Source organism: Streptomyces sp. MBT53 (assembly GCF_016654115.1).
Lineage (GTDB): Bacteria > Actinomycetota > Actinomycetes > Streptomycetales > Streptomycetaceae > Streptomyces.
The window spans coordinates 23,017-40,812 of sequence record NZ_JAEQAZ010000022.1; the positions used below are offsets into that span (position 1 = coordinate 23,017).

General features: G+C 67.9%; 15 protein-coding genes. 4 read left to right on the top strand and 11 right to left on the bottom strand.

The features are described 5' to 3' along the window. Window positions 1–702 precede the first annotated feature (702 nt). The 5 genes from JHN45_RS11050 to JHN45_RS11070 all read right to left on the bottom strand — a co-directional run bounded on the left by JHN45_RS11050 (window position 703) and on the right by JHN45_RS11070 (window position 7,001). On the bottom strand, window positions 703–1,377 hold the full coding sequence (locus JHN45_RS11050) for a TetR/AcrR family transcriptional regulator (protein WP_201048874.1): 675 nt from the start codon (window positions 1,375–1,377) through the stop codon (window positions 703–705). Window positions 1,378–2,075: 698 nt separating this feature from the next. Next, window positions 2,076–2,834, bottom strand: coding sequence for an SDR family NAD(P)-dependent oxidoreductase (locus JHN45_RS11055; RefSeq protein WP_201048875.1), 759 nt, complete (start codon window positions 2,832–2,834; stop codon window positions 2,076–2,078). After that, entirely contained in the window at window positions 2,831–3,619 is a 789-nt protein-coding gene (locus JHN45_RS11060) for an enoyl-CoA hydratase/isomerase family protein (RefSeq protein WP_201048876.1), read from the bottom strand. Before JHN45_RS11060 ends, JHN45_RS11055 begins: the two co-directional genes overlap by 4 nt. Continuing rightward, complete coding sequence (locus JHN45_RS11065; protein WP_201048877.1) at window positions 3,616–5,259, bottom strand: AMP-binding protein; 1,644 nt, start codon at window positions 5,257–5,259, stop codon at window positions 3,616–3,618. The genes JHN45_RS11060 and JHN45_RS11065 overlap by 4 nt, the downstream gene beginning before the upstream one ends. Beyond that, entirely contained in the window at window positions 5,256–7,001 is a 1,746-nt protein-coding gene (locus tag JHN45_RS11070; protein WP_201048878.1) for a CocE/NonD family hydrolase, read from the bottom strand. The genes JHN45_RS11065 and JHN45_RS11070 overlap by 4 nt, the downstream gene beginning before the upstream one ends. 550 nt (window positions 7,002–7,551) lie before the next feature. Between JHN45_RS11070 and JHN45_RS11075 the strand changes: the two genes are divergently transcribed. Continuing rightward, complete coding sequence (locus tag JHN45_RS11075; protein ID WP_236583556.1) at window positions 7,552–8,988, top strand: IS701 family transposase; 1,437 nt, start codon at window positions 7,552–7,554, stop codon at window positions 8,986–8,988. 211 nt (window positions 8,989–9,199) lie between these two features. Here the strand turns inward: JHN45_RS11075 and JHN45_RS11080 are convergent, their stop codons facing one another. From JHN45_RS11080 to JHN45_RS11105, 6 genes are all read right to left on the bottom strand, one after another. Then, window positions 9,200–9,700: a hypothetical protein gene (locus tag JHN45_RS11080; RefSeq protein ID WP_201048879.1), complete on the bottom strand. Its 501-nt coding sequence runs from the start codon at window positions 9,698–9,700 to the stop codon at window positions 9,200–9,202. A gap of 31 nt (window positions 9,701–9,731) precedes the next feature. Then, a complete protein-coding gene (locus tag JHN45_RS54355; protein ID WP_201048880.1) occupies window positions 9,732–13,106 on the bottom strand; it encodes a DNRLRE domain-containing protein in 3,375 nt (1,124 codons plus the stop codon). A gap of 643 nt (window positions 13,107–13,749) precedes the next feature. Further along, window positions 13,750–13,962, bottom strand: a complete 213-nt coding sequence (locus JHN45_RS11090) for a hypothetical protein (RefSeq protein WP_201048881.1) — start codon at window positions 13,960–13,962, stop codon at window positions 13,750–13,752. Window positions 13,963–14,010: 48 nt separating this feature from the next. Continuing rightward, window positions 14,011–14,295, bottom strand: coding sequence for a hypothetical protein (locus tag JHN45_RS11095; protein WP_201048882.1), 285 nt, complete (start codon window positions 14,293–14,295; stop codon window positions 14,011–14,013). A 446-nt stretch (window positions 14,296–14,741) separates the two neighbouring features. After that, window positions 14,742–14,942, bottom strand: a complete 201-nt coding sequence (locus JHN45_RS11100) for a hypothetical protein (RefSeq protein WP_201048883.1) — start codon at window positions 14,940–14,942, stop codon at window positions 14,742–14,744. A gap of 516 nt (window positions 14,943–15,458) precedes the next feature. Beyond that, a complete protein-coding gene (locus JHN45_RS11105; RefSeq protein ID WP_307783075.1) occupies window positions 15,459–15,746 on the bottom strand; it encodes a hypothetical protein in 288 nt (95 codons plus the stop codon). 437 nt (window positions 15,747–16,183) lie between these two features. Between JHN45_RS11105 and JHN45_RS11110 the strand changes: the two genes are divergently transcribed. Genes JHN45_RS11110 through JHN45_RS11120 form a run of 3 tightly spaced genes read left to right on the top strand, consistent with a single transcriptional unit; the run spans window position 16,184 to window position 17,729 of the window. Next, window positions 16,184–16,585 (top strand): hypothetical protein, encoded by a 402-nt coding sequence (locus JHN45_RS11110; RefSeq protein ID WP_201048884.1) that lies wholly within the window; start codon window positions 16,184–16,186, stop codon window positions 16,583–16,585. Next, window positions 16,586–17,128 (top strand): sigma-70 family RNA polymerase sigma factor, encoded by a 543-nt coding sequence (locus tag JHN45_RS11115; RefSeq protein ID WP_307783076.1) that lies wholly within the window; start codon window positions 16,586–16,588, stop codon window positions 17,126–17,128. After that, on the top strand, window positions 17,115–17,729 hold the full coding sequence (locus JHN45_RS11120; protein WP_201048885.1) for a hypothetical protein: 615 nt from the start codon (window positions 17,115–17,117) through the stop codon (window positions 17,727–17,729). Before JHN45_RS11115 ends, JHN45_RS11120 begins: the two co-directional genes overlap by 14 nt. Window positions 17,730–17,796 lie beyond the last annotated feature (67 nt).

A 17,796-nucleotide genomic window follows, 5' to 3' on the forward strand; every position in this document is an offset into this window, starting at 1 on the left:
CAGAAGCCCCTCGACGTAACAGATCAGATAGTGCTCCGACAGGTCCCTGGTCGATTACGGCATTCCGCTCTCTCGGAGATACGCGCTGGACGCGTACAGCCCCAGCCGGTAGCCGGACAGCTTCTCGGCATGGGGGGCGGCTGCGTACGGGGGCGCCGACCTCGATGTCGCCGCAGAAAGCCGACGTCGTAGGGGCTCAGCCGTGTCTGGGGGACGATCTCCACGTGACGTCCCGGGTTGTCCCGCTGCAGTTGGGCCATCACGAGTGCGACGACGCACGTCCCGAATGCCTCGGTCAGGCGATCCGCACCAGACCGACCGTGCAAATCGCTCGGTGCAGGCTCAGCGCGCCCACTCATCTGCTGGAACGCCGTTACCGCGGACTGCACCTGCTCACAGGAGCGGAGAAACTGTCGGCCTAGCGAAGCCAGCGTGTAGGCCTGCGCACCTCGCTCCACCAGTGGCGCCTTGAGCTGTCGTTCCAACGCGGAGATTCTCCGGGGAGGTCAAGGCGGGACACCGGATACGTCTGCTGATTGCGGGCGGCCTCCCACCCACGGTAAGCACGCAACGAGGGCACCGGCGTACCACCCGGCATTCCGGAATCGAGTTGCTGCCGTGCGCACACTTCCCATCCGAAGCCGGCACGGTGTCCGCCTGCTCCTGCTGACGGCGTCCGATTGAAGAGGGGCACCCTCCCGGTCAGAACTGACCGGGAGGGTGCGCCTCTTTGGAGGGAGACTCGGATACGGTCTGCCCCGAACTGAGCCCGTCCAGCAGGAGGTCTCCGAGTTCGGAGAAGGCGTCGCCAGCGGTGAGGCCGGTGCTCTCCAGGAGGGCACCCGACTGGACGGCGTCGATGGTGACCGCTACGACCTGGGCGGCGAAATGGCCGTTGAGCGCGCGGAAGACGCCGCTCTCGACGCCCTCATCGATCAGTTCGTGGACCCGGTGCGCCGCCGCGGCGGAGTTCTTTCGGTAGATCTGCGCGGTCGGTTCGTAACCGACCATGTCGTCGTAGAAGGCGGTGGAATGCCGGCGCATGGCCGTGCCGACGCCGGTGAGGTAGACGCGGATGCGCTGCCTGGGGTCGGGCTCGGCCTGGACGGCCTGTTCGATCTCGGCTGTCGCCTCCCGGAAGAAGGCACGGGTGACCGTCAGGACCAACTGTTCCTTCGTGGAGGCGAGGCTGTACAGCGTCGCCTTGGAGCACTCAAGTCGCTGGGCGAGTTCATCCATGGTCACCGCGGTGAAGCCTTCGGTGAGGATGATCGCCTCGGCCTGGAGCAACAGTTCGTCCCGCCGACGGGTGTCGACGACCCGCCTGCGCGCCGTGCGGCGCGGGCGTCGGTCACGCGAGTCAGTTTGGGCCGTCACCGCAGCAGTCTCCCATGAGCATCTCCGCCTGGAACGTCGGCTGGTCGTCCGGGCCGGAAGACCAACCCGCATAAATGCGTAATAGCGTACCGACTAACGTACCTGCGAGAGCATCCCATCGACCGGGGACTCGCCACCGGATTCGTCGACGAGGGCACAGCCGCGCTGCCGGGCATCGGACCTGGCAGCCGGGTGGACGTTCGACGGGCCGGGACGGTGATGTGATCTGAGTCGGCCCCGACGTCGCGGACCCGGCGCAGATATAGGCGCTCACCGATGCCACCATCCGGACGCACGAAACGAACCTCGTCCACGTCCTGTACAACACCGCGGGAGGGGCGGCCCGCAGCGCTTCTCGTCCATGGGACACGCTACCTGGCAGTGAGGGGCCAGGGTCGGCCTGCGGGCCCGGCCAGCGGCTGTCCCGTCGATTTGTCCCGCACGTGACGGCCGGCCGGTTTCGTCAGCGCCGCCGGAATCTCGTCCAAGGTGAGGGTCCTGGCCGCAAGGGCATATGGGGTCAGTCCGGCACCATGACAAGACCATCGCGTGCTTGCACAACTACTGGCTGGGGCGGCCCTGTGACTGTCCTCAACGATCGCCTCACGCGTGGACGCTACGGTCCGTGAGCTGTGGGTGGGCCGGACGACGCAGACCCACGCAGCGGATGCTGACCCTCTTGTCCGCTGGGTTCGTGGTCACCGGATGGAGGACCCGATGGAGATGCCGCCGTCCACGTCGAGGACGATGCCGGTGATGTAGCCGGCGGCTTCGCTGGCGAGGAAGGCAGCGGCTTCGGCGATGTCCTCGGGGCGGCCGGTGTGGCGCATGGGGATCTTGTTGGTGAGTTTGTCGCGTGCGGGACCGTTCATGGAGGCGAGCATGGGGGTCTCGATGAGGCCGGGGGCGATGGCGTTGGCGGTGATGCCGTGGCGGGCGCCTTCGAGTGCGAGGGTGCGGGTCATGCCGACGATGCCGGCCTTGGCGGCCACGTAGTTGGTCTGGCCGAAGTTCCCTCGCCATGACATGGAGGAGAAGCTGACGATACGTCCGTAGCCCTGGCGTTTCATGGGGGCGAACGCGGCGCGGGCGCAGTGGAAGCCGCCGGTGAGGCTGACGCCGATCACTGCGTGCCAGTCGTCGTCGGTGATGTCCTCGATGCGGTTGTCGCGGATGATGCCGGCGTTGTTGACCAGCACGTCGAGGCCGCCGAGTTCGGCGGTGACGCGGTCGACCCAGGCGTTGACCTGGGGCGAGTCGGTCACGTCTACCACATCGGTGCGCAGTTTCGCGTCGTGGGCTTCGGTGATGGTTCCGGCGGCGTCGGTGAGAGCTTGTTCGTTGATGTCGGCCAGTGCGACGGTGGCGCCCTCGGCGGCGAAGCGGGTCGCCATGGCGAGGCCGAGTCCTTGTGCGGCGCCGGTGATGGCGACGACGCGTCCGTGGTAACGGTTCACGTGGTGTCTGCTTTCGTGGTGTGGGGGGTGAGGAAGGCCCGCAGGGCGTCGGCGACCGAGCTGGCCTGCCAGTTGTCGGCGAAGGTGGCCAGTTCCTCCCGCAGGGCGTGCTCGGGGGCGATGCCTTCGATGCGGTGCAACAGCGTCTTGAGGTGTTGCTGTGCCGGGCTGTTGCGGTCGGCCAGTTGGTGGCAGATGCGGGTGGCGGTGGCGTCGAGGTCGGACTCAGGCACGACTGCGTGGATCCAGCCGGTGTGCGCGAAGGCGGTAGCAGGCAGCAGTTCGCCGGTGAGCAGGAGCCAGCGGGACAGTCCGCGTCCGACCGCACCGGGCAGCCGCACGCTTGACCCGCCGGCCGGTACCAGCCTCCGCTGCAGGTGGCCGTCGCCAATGAGGGTGGTGTCGGCGGCGACGACGACATCGCAGGCCAGCGCGAGTTCGAGGCCGCCGGCGACGGCGTGACCGTGCAGGACGGCGACCCATGGTTTCGGGCTGGCCGCGATACGGCTGAAGCAGGCGGACACGTCGGCCAGGAATTCGACCGGGTTGAGGCCCGCGTCGTGCAGCTGCAGGAACTGGTGGAAGTCTCCACCGGCGCAGAAGCTCGGCCCGTTGCCTGCCACGGCGATGACCGCGGTGCCGGGGTCGGCCTCGGCGCTGGTGATTTGCTTGTCCAGGGCCTCTACGAGGGGGATGTCGAGGGCGTTGCGCCGCTGGGGGCGGTTGAGCCGCAGCCAGCGGACGGGTCCGCGTTGCTCGACCAGCAGAGGAGCGGTGTCGGTCACGGTGTCTCTCGGGTGGTGAGTTCGGTGCGTCGGCGGTTGCGCAGCAGGTAGCGCTGGGTCTTGCCGCTGGGGGTCTTGGGCAGGGCGTCGATGAAGTGGATCGTGCGGGGGTAGGCGTGGGCGGCGTAGCGGGTCTTGACCAACTGCTGGAGTTCGGCGGCCAGTTGTGGCGAGGCGTCGGTGCCGTCGCGCGGGACGACGTAGGCCTCGATGACCTCGCCGCGGACGGCGTCGGGTGCGCCGATGACGCTGCACTCGGCGACGGCGGGGTGCTGGGCGAGGACGCTCTCGATCTCGAACGGGCCGATCCGGTAGCCGGCCATGATGATGACGTCGTCGTCTCGGGAGGAGAAGAAGAAGTCACCGTCGGCGTCGATGCGTCCGGCGTCGCCCGTGAGGTACCAGCGGCCGTCGGGGGTGAACTTGCCGTAGCTCTGGCCCGGGATCTGGTAGTCACGGAAGGTCATCAACTCGCTTGCCGTCACGTCGATCGCGACCCGGCCGAGCACCCCTGGTCCGGCGGGCTCGTCCTTCTCGTCGGCCAGGACGGTCAGGCTCCAGCCGGGCACCGGACGGCCCATCGACCCGGCCTTGAGGGGGCGGGCGAGTTCGGGATGGTGGTGGTTGGCCAACGGCATGCCGACCTCGGTCTGGCCGAAGTGGTCGTGCACGGCCAGGCCAAGCGCGGCGCCTGCCCATTCGTTGACCTCGGGAGTCAGCGGCTCGCCCGCGCTGGATGCCCGCTTCAGACGAAGACCGGGCGGTACCGGGACTGAGGAGGAACGCAGGCCCCGGTACACGGTGGGGGCGGCGGTGAAGTCGGTGACCTGGTGATCGGCGAGGGTGCGCCAGGTCGTCTCCGGGGAGAACCCGCCGGACAGCAGGAGGCTGGGGATGCCGGCGGCCATCGGGGCGACGATAGCTGCGTACAGGCCATACGCCCAGCCGGGGTCGGCGGCGCACCAGTAACTGCCCTGCTGGGTGACACCCAGACCGTACTCCAGGTAGATCTGCCATCCGGCGATGTAGGCGACGGGGTGGATGACGCCCTTGGGCTTGCCGGTGGTGCCGGAGGTGAACATGTGCACCAGCGGTCCGTCCCCGCTCGTGGTGACAGCGGGTACCGGCTCCGTCGATGCGGCCGCGACGAGATCGGTCAGCCACACGTCACTGCCCGGCGCTGGGGTTCCGGTGACGACGACGCGGCGCTGGGGGTCGTCCGGCATGTCGGGGCCGGGGTCGAGTTTGTGGCGCTGGTCCGGGTCGACGATCACCACGTGCGCACCTGAGCCCTCCAGGCGCAGGGCGATGGCCTGCGGCGCGAACGCGGTGAACAGCGGGACGTACACCGCACCCAGCCGCCACACCGCCAGCATGACGGTGACCAGATCGGTGCTCTTGCCCATCAGGGTCGCCACCCGGTCACCCGGCCCGACTCCGAGCCCCTGCAGCACCCGGGCGTACCGGTGCGAGTCCGCGGCCAGTTCGCCGAAGGTCAGCGGGGAAGCCTTGCCGTCGCCCTCGGCCACGGTGAACGCGACACGGTCGGCGGGGTGCCGGTCACACAGCAGCTGCGCCACATTCAAGGAGGAAGCCGCGAAAGTCGCGGTCAGCTCGTAGACGCGGTCGGCGGCGGTCATATCTGGGCCTTCCGGTCGATGATCGGCAGGATGAGACGGCTGGGGTGGTTCGGGCCGTGGTGGATGTGGTTGACCGCGGGGATCATCTGCTCCTCGCTCTCGCGGGCGATGACGCCGCCGGTGTTGGTGTTGCGGTCGTAGCGGGGGAAGTTGCTGCTGGAGACGTCCACGCGGACGCGATGGCCCGGAAGGAACACGTTGGACGTGGCGGTCATGTCGATGGCGATCTCGTAGACCGTGCCGGGCTCCATCAGCTGCTCCGTGGCCAGGCCGCCCCGGTAGCGGGTACGCAGGATGCCGTCACACAGGTTGAGCGCTTTACCGTCGGGGAAGACGTCGACGAGCTTGGCGGTGAAGTCGGTGTCGACGGCCGACGAGGACACGAACAGGGTCAGGCTGACCGGACCGGTGACCTCGACGGCCTCGTCGAGCACGGGGGTGGCGAAACACATGACGTCGTCGCGGCCGGTGACCGTGCGCTGGTCGACCGGGCCGCAGAATCCGAACGTCGTCGGCATGGACGCCCCGCCGGCGGTGGGAACCGGGCGGCGCGGGTCGTAGAGGTAGGTGTCGTGCCCGGCGCCGGGCGGTGGGTCGGTCGTCAAAATGCCGTCGCCGTCTGCTGTGTTGGCGTGACCGGCGCTCGTGAGGTGGAAGTCGGTCCACCTCGTGTCGGGCAGCGGCCACTCCTGTTCGTCGCGCCACTGGTCGATGCCCATGACGAAAATCTTCACCGGCGCCACGCCGTCCAGAGCGGTGGTGTCGCCGCGCAGCCAGCGGTCGAAGAACTTCACATGCAGGCCGGTCAGGCCCATCATCTGCGCACTGGCCAGCGGGCCGAAGGAGCGGTCAGGATAGAAACCACTCGCGGACATGTGGTCCCACGGACCGATGATCAGCCGTTGCCCCTCGCGTGCCTGCGCACCTCCTGCCTTCTGGCGGGCGGTGGTGTAGGTGCGCACGGTCTGGCCAATGTATAGGTCGTACCAGCCGCCGATGTTGAGCGCCGGGGCAGTGACGTTCTTGAGCTCGGGCGTGAGCTCCATGGCATCCCAGTACCCGTCGTGGGACGGGTGGGCCATCCAGTCGTCCCACCACTTCCCGTACTCCGCCAGGACCGGAACCTCCGCCGTCGGCAGCACCTCGTTGAGTGACGCGGCGGACAGGACGGCCTGACCGAGTTGCAGCAGCTGGGCCACGGATCCCTCGCCGGACGCCAGGGATCGTTGCGCATCGGCCGCGTACATCATGGCGCTCCACAGTGTGACCAGGCTCAGTGAGAGCGCGCCGCCCGGGCCGTACCAGGGCGCCTCGTAGTTGTCGATCGAGGTGAAGGTCGGCGCGATCGCTTTGAGTGCGGGAGTGCCGGTTACGGCGGTTTCCCACTGGACCATGCCGAGGTAGGACGGCCCGTACATACCCACTGTGCCGTCCGACCACGACTGGTCGGTGATCCAGGCGACGGTGTCCTCGCCGTCGGCCCGGTCGGCCATATGGGGAACGAACTCGCCTTCCGAGCGGTATGTGCCCCGGCAGTCCTGCACCACCACCGCGTAACCGGCCTCCACCAGAGTCAGGAGGTCAGGGATGGCCGACTGGCCGAAGCCCATCACGTCCTTGCCGTACGGCAGGCGCACGAGCAGCGCCGGAGCCCGCCCCTCGACCGGATGCCACACGTTAGCAGCGAGGGCCACGCCGTCCCGCATCGAAACCTGAACATCTATCTCATATAGGTGCTGCATCGGTGCTCCTCGTTGAGCTGCCGGCGTTGCCCCGGATGCGGGTACGTTAAGAGGTACCTTCGTACCCTGTCAATTACCATCTGGAAGCTGACCCCCGTTATCCGCCTTTGTAGGTTCCCTCGGCCGTCCTCGATGGACGGAGCGGCCGGCGCCGACGGGAGTCATCCGGCGAGGCGTCACCCACCCATAGGCGTGTCGATGGGTGGGTCTCGCCAGGTCGAGCTCTCAGGGGTGCCACCCGAGCCTCAGCCGGCCGCAGGCCGACCGAGGGCGCAGAGCGTCTGCTCCTGGCCGACCAGGGCAGATCCGGGCTCGATTCGGGTCGGCGCCCTACGGAAGTCACGGTCGGGTTACCTGCGGCCGTCCAGGTGTTCGATCTGGCGGCCCGGCAGCACCTCGGCCCGCAGCGGGCGAGCGGGCAAGGAGATCCGCAGCGCTCCGCTCGGCGGACGCGGGCAGGTGACCCTCCTAGCGGTGGTTTGTTGACGGCGGGTTCGTGCGGGAGTAGGTCGTGAAGTAAAGGCGTCAACTACGGTCTAGGGAGCCTGAGATGACGAGGCGGCTGCCGTGTCCGCCCGCTCCGGGTCCGCTGGAGGCGTATGCCGCCGACTTCGACGATCTTTTTGGGACGTTGGCACCGCGTCGTGGGTTTCGTGAGTACCTGGCCGGCCTGTTGCTGCCGCGAGACCGCAACAAGACGCTGACCTGCCTGGCCGGCACGGGGCCCGTGGTGGGTGCCCAGCATGCGGCGGTGCAGCGCCTGCAGTTCTTCCTGTCCGAGTCGACCTGGGACGGCGAGCAGGTCAATGCCCGCCGCCTGAAGTTGCTGCTGGCCGACCCGGCGACCGCACCGCATGACGGCGGGGTGCTGGTCATCGACGATTCCGGGGACCGCAAGGACGGCAGCGCGACCGCTCACGTGGGCAAGCAGTACCTGGGCTCGGTCGGGAAGATCGACCGTGGGGTGGTCACGGTGACCACCTGCTGGGCCGACGAACGCCTCTACTACCCACTGCATGCCATGCCCTACACCCCCGCCCACCACTTCCCCGGCGGGAAGAAGGACCCGGCCTTCCGCACCAAGCTGCAGATCGGGGCCACTCTGACCCGTGCGGCGAAGACAGCGGGCGTGGTGTTCCGGGCGGTCGTCGCCGACTGTGCCTACGGCGACCACAACACCTTCCGCGCTGAACTGTCCGACGCCCGCCTGCCGTTCGTGATGGCCCTCAAAAGCGGCCACGGCACTTGGCAGTACAAGGACGCCTTCCGGCCCGTCGATGCCGCTCGCGAACTGGCCTGGTACGGCCCCGACCAGCCCGGCGACTGGCAACCGGTAACCCGCAGCTTCCGCGACGGACGCACCGCGACCTGGTGGGCCGCCGACGCCCAGGTGGGCTGGTGGGGACCCAACGGCGTGATCCGGCTCGTGGTAGCCACCACCGACCCGGCCCCCCTGTCCGAGATGTCCACCTGGTACCTGGCCACCAACCTGCCCCGGCCCGGATCACCCCGCGAGGCACACAGCCGCCACCCGGCCGCCGATCTCACCGAAGTGGTACGGCTCTACGGGCTGCGGCACTGGGTCGAGCAGAGCCACAAGCAGGTCAACGACGAACTCGGCTGGGCCGACTTCCAGGTCCGCTCCGACACCGCGATTCGCCGCCACCAGACCCTCGTGAACTGTGCGTTCAGCTTCTGCTGGAACACCTGGTTCACCCCCGACCCACCACCGCCCGCTCCGGTCGGCCCACCACTCGGTCCTGACGCACCGTCAGGACCGGCAGAGGAGGGAGAACCCGGGTCCCAGCAGCCCCGACCGGCCTGTTGGCCCCAGGCAATCCGCGCCGTCCGTGGCTGGCTGATGCCCTGGGCCACGCTGCAACGCTACTGGCGGGCCTGGACGACGGAGCCCCCGCCCCCAGCATTACAGGAACTGATCAACACCATCGGCACCGGCAGACCCCTGAACCTCTACGTCCCGCCCTAACAAACCACCGGTATCTGCCTCGAGTTGGCCGATACTTGTGGTTCGCCAGCCGGGGAACCGACAGGAAGACCGTTCCTGCCACGTTCCCGGAACCCACCGAGCCGACGGCCCGCACGAACCGGACATCAAGCGATCGAAATCCTGCCCGGCGAGCACGTTGGCTCGCCGGGGCATCTGTCGTTACGGGTCGCCTATGGAGTCGGCTATCGGGTCAGAACTTCTTGAAGGCGACCTTCTTCCCTTGTTTGTCCAGCGGTTGGGGCGTGCTCAGCAGTGTTCCGTCGGCCTTGTTCGGCCATCCCGGTGGTTCGATGAAGAACCAGTAGCGGTCAGCAGGCAGGCCGCTGCCGTCGGGGAACGGGACGGACTTCACCACAGTGTGGCTTGCCACTTTGATCGCGGTGGCATTGTCCGGCAGCGGTCCGTACACGACCATGGCGTTTTCCGCGCCGGGCTCCTGTCCGCCTGACCAGTAGCCGCCCGACGGGCTGCTGTCGAAGCCGCAGCCTCCGGACGACCAGTCTCCGCTGACTTCTGGCCCCTTGGGGCCGTCCACCGTCAGGCACAGCCCCTCATCGCTCAGGTACGCATCCAACTGCCAGTGCACCCCATGGGTGACGTGCTTGGACAGCACGACGTAGTCGGGGAGGTGAGGGCCCTTCGCTGAACAGCCGACCAGGAACGCGGAGACCAGCAACGCGACCGGTCCCATAGGGATGAGACGTCTCATGGCGTCGGCCTCATCAGCTCTCGGTGGGCTGGGTGGCCCAGGCATGGAGGTGAGGGTTGGCTTTCTGCCAGCTCATGACGTCTTTGACCTTCCATATCGGTTCGTTTTTGCGCGTTCTGGAGTGCTGGGTCACGTAGACGTTGCTGCCGGTGACCTTGGTGATCACCGCCGCGTGGCTGATGCCCGCCGAACTGGTGCCGGTCCAGTTGACCCAGACGATGTCTCCGGGGGCCGCATTGTGCGGGGACTCGAAGCCCGCGCCCTGAATCTTCTCGAACTGGTAGAGATCATGGGCGACGGTCCAGGAGTGGCTCCAACTGCGCCCCAGGAGGTCCTGGATGAACCAGTACTTATCGTTGGACGTGCTGGCATGCTTGCCCCGGAAGCCCGCACCGTTGTACTTCTTCGGGAACCCGCCCCCGTAGAACAGAGCCCGGGAGACGAAGTCGGTGCAGTCGTCACCGAACCCGTTGTAATCGATGTTGACGTGGTTCAGCGCCCAGCTGGCAACGGCTTGATCGCCGCTGCCCCCACCGCCGGGATCGGTGAACCCCGGGGCGAGGACGGCGTGCCCATTGCTGTCGAGTATCCACTCGGGGGTGCCGTCGGACGCGGTGTCCTGGACGCTGGGGGCCGTTGCCGTCTGGTTGGTGTACTCCGTGACGGGATCCAAGGCCGCCGCAGCGTCGACGAAGCCGGTGATGAAGGGTGTGCCGGTGGCATTGAGGAAGAACTCGTCGTTGTCGGTGCTCTCTCCGGGAGTGGACACCGAGGAACCGCTGCTGGTGTCCACGGTGGTGAAGGTCTCGGCGGCTGTGGTGAAGACCTCGGTGGTGGTGCTGCCAGAAGGGTGAACGACGAGGGTGTTGGACAAGGTGGTGGCGTCCTGGGTGTCCTGTTCGGCGTTGGCCTGCTCCAGGGCGGCGATAGCGGTGTCCGTGTCCGCTCCGTAGCTCAGCTCGGTGGAGAAAGACGTGGAGAAGCTGTACTCGGACGCCACGATGGAGCTGCTGGCGGTGGCGCTCTCCTGGAGCTGGTCCTCGGCGTTGAGGAACTGGCTGATGGTCTGGGTGTACTGCGACGTTCCGCCGGACACTGCTTGCGGGGTCGCCGCAGTCGTGGCGTCGGTGGGGCTTGTACCGGCCGGGTTGGTGGCGGTGACGGCGAACGTGTAGGCCGTGCCGTCGGTGAGGCCGGTGACGACAGCGTGCAGGTCGCCCGTGGTGGCCTGCTGGGCGACCTGGCCGGAGGGGGCGAGGGCCTTGATGGTGTAGGTGATGTTGTCGCCGGCGGCGTAGAGGTAGCCGCTGTCGGTTGGCGGCGACCAGCTGAGGACGGCTCCCCCATCGCCCGGAGTCGCGGTGGCGTTCGTCGGGGCGCTGGGAGCGGTCGGAGGCGTGTAGACGACGCTGATGGTCGGACGGTCGGCAGTGGGGACTGTGCCGGCTGAGGAGTAGTAGGCGGTACCGGTGGTGGCTGTGGACTGGTCGTCGGCCTGAAGGACGAGTCCGTCGTTGGGGAAGTCACTGCTCAGCCAGCCCACCACCGCGGAGGTGATGTCGTAGGAGGCGCTGGCCTCCGTTCCCGAGGCGACAGGGCCGGACGTGTCCTCGCGTGTCAGCAGACCGGCCCCCGTCGTCTGCGCGGTCACGTCGCTGGTGGCCTGCTCCACATCGAGGGTGTCGGTGGTGCATCCGCCGAGGCAGCCTTGTCGCGTGAGGGACAAGGTGGCGCTGTAGACGGTGGAGCCAGCCGGAATTGCGGAAAGATCCGTCTTGATCGCCGAGGCCCAGTGGTTGGTCCCGTCGCCGCCGACCTTCAAGGTGGTGGAGGAGGAGTTCACAGCGCAGGCGGACCCGCTACAGCCGATCGTGTCCGTGATGGCGTCCTCGCTGGTGATGCCCGCGGAGGGGATCGTGGCGGTGATGGCGTTTGTCGGCACGGAGGTGGAGCCGGAGTCGGAGGAGGGCCCAGCGAAGGTGAAGTTCTGGGTGGTGCTGGGTGCGGAGCACAGGGAGGCGTAGCAGGCGAGCATGTACCAGCTGTAGGTCTGGCCGGCCGTCAGTGTCCCGTCGGGGATCATGTAGGTGACCCGCTCACCGGACGGCACGGTCCCGATCGCGGTCGGGGTTTCGCCGACCGGGTTGCCGGACGCGTCCTGAACGAAGATTTCGCCGGTCACCGAGTCGCCGGTCGGACCGTAGACCACTCCCGACACCATCGGGGTCGCGGTATCCGTTCCGGCCGTTGCCAGGTCCGCCGGGATGGATGGTTCGATCGCCGAGAACCAGCCCTCCAGATCGACTATCAGATCGACCGTGCCCGAACTGCTGTTGTACACACTGATCTTGCCGGAGGTGCCTGGCTGGACGATGGCGAGATCGGCTCGCGACGAGCCGGGCTGAAAGTTGCCTACTGACGTGTCCGGAGCTGGTTGGCCGGTGGGCCAGGCGCGCAGATAGCCCGTCGCCTGCTGGTTGGTGGTTGTCAGATTGAGGACGACGCCACCGATGCCGTAGACGGGCAGGCCGTTGGTACCTCCCGCCGTCACGGCGACGGTGCCGTGTGCCGGGATGGAGGTGGTGGTGCGGGTGTCAAGCAGCCGCGCTTGGACGGGGTTGAAGCCGCCGCCCTGAGTTACACCGGGACTGAAGTACCCGTAGATGTCGACGATGACGTCGATGGACTGCGTACTCGACCCGTTCTTGAGGGTGATCTGGCCGCCCGAGCTCACGGCGACGGTCGCTGCACTCGCCGTGGTGGCGTCTACGTAGTCCAGAACAGGTTGGCCAGCAGATCCCCCGGCAGCGTACGCGTACAGAGAGCCAGCGGCCGCGGGTGACGGCACTGTGAGGTTCACGAAGACCGCCGAGGCGTCGGCGATCCCGTCCACGCCGTCGATCTGCACATTGATGCTGCCGCCCGGCGCCAGTTGCGCCTCGGTGGCGCCCGTTCCGTCCCGTGTGTCGACCAGGCGAGTCTGCGTCACGGGGACGTAGCCGCCGGGTGTCGCTCCGGAGGACGACGACGTGAAGTATCCGCTGACACCGACGACCACGCCGACAGTCCCGGACGAGTTGTAGACGTCGACTTTCCCGTCGGACCCGGGCGCTACGAGCACAGAGTTGCTGATGGTCTGTCCGGAGTGGAAGTTCATCACCGACCCCGGACTGGGCCGTGACGAGCCGTCAGGCCACAACTCCATGTAGCTGGACGTCGAAGTCGGATCCACGGCCACCACGTTGAGGGACACGGCGGACACACCGCTCGTCGGGATGCCCCCTTGTCCAAGCACCTGGAAGGACTTTGTCGTCGTGGCTCCGAGCGAGGACGAGATACCGAGTCCCGACGAAGTGTCGACGATCTTGGCCGACGGAGAGATCGGCACGAACTCCCCGCCCGACCCGGAGGTGTCAGCCGCTGCTGAACCCATCCCTCCCAGCCCGGATGCGAGGAGTCCGGCGGACAACACCACCGCCAGACGTCTCCGGACCCTGCCGGGTCTTCGCTTACGTCCCCTTTGTCTACACGCGCGGCTTATGGAAGCCCTGATCGAAACCCCCACGGCTTGCCCCCCGTTCGGTAAATTTCACCGAATCTTCCGGTAAGCCAGAACCATGATCCATCCAGCACCTGCCAAGCCTTCCAAAAGGTTTTCCCTGGCCCACTGCTCACGCTTGCACGAGAAGCGTGCGTATCGACCTGGTTCGCCTACAACAAACCCGAGATCAAGACCGCGATCCTGTACGCGATGAACGACGGGGTCTGGCGGCGGTTTGAGTAGTGCAGTCGCAGAGGGGTTCGTGGCAACTGCGATCGTGTTGGCTTCGCTCACGGTCGCGGTGTTGCGGCTCATAGTCGACGTGGTGGAGCTCATCATGAAGATCGCGGCCGACAGGAAATAGCGAAATGTCCCCGACGTCGTGAAGCTCAGGCCGGTTTGAAGGCGTGCGGGACGGCTGGCTGGTCGCGGCGACAAGACGGGTCCTGAACAGTGGCGAAGGGTTCCTGCCCAGCTGGTCAGGGGCGTTTCAGTGCCGGTATTCGATGCTGTAGATCCGTACGGTCCGGGCTTGCTCGTTGACGGCGAGCCGGGCCGTGACGAGGGGTCTGACGAGGATGCGGTTGATGCCGTCGTCGATGCCCCAGGGCTCTGTGTCGATGAAGGGCTCGTGGCAGACATCCGAGAGGGCTGCCGTGAGCTGCCTGCTGGCGTCGTCGGGGAGGCTGTCCCAGATGGCCATGAGGGGTTCGTCACAGAGGAGCCTGTACACGGCTCCCACCCTGTCAGGTCAGGCTGCGCCTTGTGATCGGTTTCGGGCAGCGTCCCGCAGGACCCGGTCGGTGACATCGATCCACGCGCCGGGAGGTTCTTCGCCGCGCGTCTCGTATGCGGCGATCTCACGGCCGCGCTGGACCGCGTCGAGGGTGCGCTGTGCGGTCCCCTGCCATTTGGTGAACACGGCGAGGAGCTGGTGGGCGGGGGCCCGGTTGATCTCGCTGAGGAAGCGCTGGGCGAGGGTCGGGTTGCCGAGGGCGTCACTGATGGACTGGATGGTCCACTGCTGATCGCCCATGACTGCCTCCCACTGAATTCACCAACTGTGATTCACCGTAGCGCACCTGACAATGCGCTTGGGCGGGGTCGGCGTGACCATCCGTACCGGAGGACGAACCCGGCCCCGTACGTCGGCCGCCGCCCGGCGCCGGACCAACGGCTGCTCGGCTTCGAGGACGTCGCCCTGGGTCGCCACGCGGATCGGCTCCTGTGCCGCTGGGATCCGGCCGGACACGTCGTCGTCCGCGCCCAGCCACCGAGAGCTACCTGGGCATGGCGAGGTGGCGGCGCCAGGCTGCGGCCAGGGCGTTCCACCGCACGCGGGTGGCCTCTTCGCCGTCCAGCCACCGGGGCGGGGGCGGTGACTTCCTGTCGCACGGTGCCGGTGCTGACCGCGCGACAGACGTGCGCCTTCGCGCGGCAACCCCATGCGGTAGGGCCTACTCGTGCGCCGTTTCCCGGGCGTTACGCCTTGCCCTTGCCCCGGAGCTTCGACATAAGTGTGCTGGACAAGTGGGACAGGGAACCGTCTGTCTTCAGCAGTATGGCCAGCACGGCCTCCAACACCTCCAGGCGCATGAACTCCCCCGCCACCCTGGGCGGATACGGCGGCGGCCTGCGCATATTCGCCGGCAGCGGGAGCGGCCGGCTCGGTGTGCTCGGCACCCGCTACCGGCTGCTGAACGCCCTCACCTCCCTCGTCGACAGCGCCGGCATGCCGGCCGACACCGGCGGGATGCTCGCCGACGCCACCGCCGAAGCCGGACGCGGCCTCGCCCCCCTCACCGCGGCAGCGGCCGTGGGCGGGCTGGGAGCCCGGCTCGGCGTGAAGAGCGCGCACTGGCTGCTGATCGGCAAACAGCCGGACCGCGAGAAGCTGGAAAAGTGGCGAAAGCCCACGGCAGCAGGCGGCCCGGAAACCGGCCGACTCCCCGGCAGCAGCCCCCGGGGGACCAGGAGGACAAGGAGGCCGGGAGGACCGAGACGACAAGGAGGCCCGGGCGGTGGGCCGGGCAGGCCCGCCCGACCGCTACCGCAACGACCAGGGCCAAATCATCGACCGCACCACCGGCCAGATCCTCCACGACCAGAACGCCGACCGCACCCTGCTCTCCACACGCGCCCACAACCGGCTCGTCCGCCTGCGCGGCTACCGCACCCGCGCCCGCACCCTTGCGATTTTCACCAGGGTGCGGGCGCGGCCAGTGTGCGGCGAGCGGTGGAATCCGAGGCCGCGAACCCGAACAACGGCCGCTGATGTAACTGGAGTTGCTCGGCCTCCGACAGATTCTCGGCCCCGAGCACGATCGCGCCCGCCAGCTGAACCAGCACTGCCGCACGGTCCCGCCAGCCGGCCACCGTACTGGACGGCAACACCTTCGCCAGCGCGTCCGTCAGCCCCGTCCGGTCCACACACCGGCGCAGCAGCACCGCCCCCGCATGCCCGACCAGCCTCTTCCCATCAGCCACCACGGACAGCCGACGGTCCCACCCTGTACTCTCGACCACCAGAAAGGTGCCTTGCTCCCACAGCGGATACGACCGAAACACTCACATCCTCGCAGGTCAACGGCGCCTTTCTGCTATCAGGGCGTCAGATTACCCGATTCCGCTGAATAGCCAGGGTTAAGGCTGGTTGGAGTTGCGCAGCCTCCACGTACCCCACCGCTCACGGGTATCCGGCATTCACGGTGCCCGCACACCGCGCCGTCGCACCGGGCAGGGACGAAACCGAACCGGGTCGACAGATCTTGGGCTGCGACGGGTCGGTCACGGGTCGATAACGAAGGTCCGCGGAGTGTGCGCCGCGTGGGGGCCCGGGCGTGGGGGTGGTGGAACGGCGGTCGGGCTCGCCCAGCGAGTGAGGCCCTCGGACCTTCCCTCCCCTACGAACGTGAGGATGGACCATGCAGCACCGCAAGTTGGGATTCGCCGCTGCCGGCGTCGCCGCCGCGGGCCTGTGCGCCGCGTTGGCCACGACGGCGCTCGCCTCGTCCGACCACGGAAGCACCGCGCAGAACGTCAAGCACGCGCAGACCGTGGTCAAGGAGGCCGCGAAACCGAAGGCGGCCTCTGACGTCAAGATCAAGGACCAGCCGTCCGCGTCCGAGCTCAACCGGCAACTCGTGAAGATCCAGTGGGCGATCAAGGTGACGACCGGCCGCCCGACCAAGGCCCAGGTCGCCGAAGCCGACAAGTTGGTCGGGCAGTTGAAGGCGCAGGGCAAGGCCACCGCCGCGCAACTGGCGTGGCTGGCGCTGACTCCCGCCGAGAAGCGCGTGGAGGCGGCACCGGTGAACGTGAACTGAGTGGAGCATGACAGTGGCGGTGACCGAGGACAGCAGGCCGGTGTGAGGGACTTCGAGGAGTTCTACCAGTCGGCGTACGCGCGGCTGGTCGGTCAGCTGTTCTCGGTCACCGGCAGTCTCGAACAGGCCGAGGACGTCGTACAGGAAGCGTTCATCCGAGCCCTGGACCGCTGGCCCCGGATCCAGGCCTACGACGTGCCCGAGCTGTGGGTGCGCCGGGTGGCGATCAACCTCGCGGTCAGCGAGATCCGCCGGTTACGCCGGCGTGCCGCGGCTCTGCTGCGCCTGGGTGCCCAGCGCCCGCTGCCCCACCTCACGCCGCAGACCGTCGAGGTCGCCGAGATGCTGCGCCATGTTCCGGTGAACCAGCGCCCGGTGCTGTTGCTGCACGACGTACTGGATCTGCCGATCGAGCAGGTCGCCGAGCAGCTGGGCCTGCCGGTGAGCACCGTGCGCGGCAGACTCGCCCGAGCCCGCGCGAACCTGGCCCGCCGCCTCGCCGCCGATCCGGAAGGAGCTCTGTCCCACCATGGCCGACCCTGAACACGGACTTCGCCGACTCGTCGAGGAGGGCACGCGGGCCGCCCGGCAGCCGCCCCTCGCGGACCTACGGCGCAGGGCCCGGCGCCGCCGCACATTCCGCGAGGTCGCGATGGTCACAGCCGTGGCCGCCGCGGTGCTTGCGGCCTTCCCCCTGGTCGCCCGGGAACGTTCCGGAACCAGCACACCCGGTCCGACGGCGCCCCACACCCCCCAGCCCACGGTGACCGGCCCCGCCAGGCCTCTGCTCGCCTCGCCGTCCGAGACCGTGCCGGGCGGCACGATCACGCTGACCGGTACGGACTGCGCCCCCGGGAAGCCGGTGACCGTCGGGATCCGCTGGGAGCGCGGCGCGAAGCTGAACCTCTCCATGGAAGACCAGAAAACGTCACCGGGGCAACCGCACCCAACCGCCACGGCCGCCGGGACATACGAGCTGTCCTCGGTCAGTGCACTCGCGACCGGGTCCTTCGAGGCCAGAGTCAAGATCCCGACCACCCTCGTGGTCAACAGGCCCACGCTGTGGGCCCGTTGCCAGACTCCAGCCCCGTCCTACCAACTCACCCAGAACGTCTCGATCGTCGTCCGCAGCCCCTACCAGTAGGACTCCGTTGCTGAGCTTGTCTTTCCGGACTTGAGGACTGCGTTTCCGCTGGCCGGGCATAGGGTCG

Coding starts and splice junctions, on each gene's coding strand:
- JHN45_RS11065 (WP_201048877.1), bottom strand. CDS start 5,259: ATGACCGCCGCCGACCGCGTCTACGAGCTGACCGCGACTTTCGCGGCT.
- JHN45_RS11070 (WP_201048878.1), bottom strand. CDS start 7,001: ATGCAGCACCTATATGAGATAGATGTTCAGGTTTCGATGCGGGACGGC.
- JHN45_RS11075 (WP_236583556.1), top strand. CDS start 7,552: ATGACGAGGCGGCTGCCGTGTCCGCCCGCTCCGGGTCCGCTGGAGGCG.
- JHN45_RS11080 (WP_201048879.1), bottom strand. CDS start 9,700: ATGGGACCGGTCGCGTTGCTGGTCTCCGCGTTCCTGGTCGGCTGTTCA.
- JHN45_RS11090 (WP_201048881.1), bottom strand. CDS start 13,962: ATGGCCATCTGGGACAGCCTCCCCGACGACGCCAGCAGGCAGCTCACG.
- JHN45_RS11095 (WP_201048882.1), bottom strand. CDS start 14,295: ATGGGCGATCAGCAGTGGACCATCCAGTCCATCAGTGACGCCCTCGGC.
- JHN45_RS11110 (WP_201048884.1), top strand. CDS start 16,184: ATGCAGCACCGCAAGTTGGGATTCGCCGCTGCCGGCGTCGCCGCCGCG.
- JHN45_RS11120 (WP_201048885.1), top strand. CDS start 17,115: ATGGCCGACCCTGAACACGGACTTCGCCGACTCGTCGAGGAGGGCACG.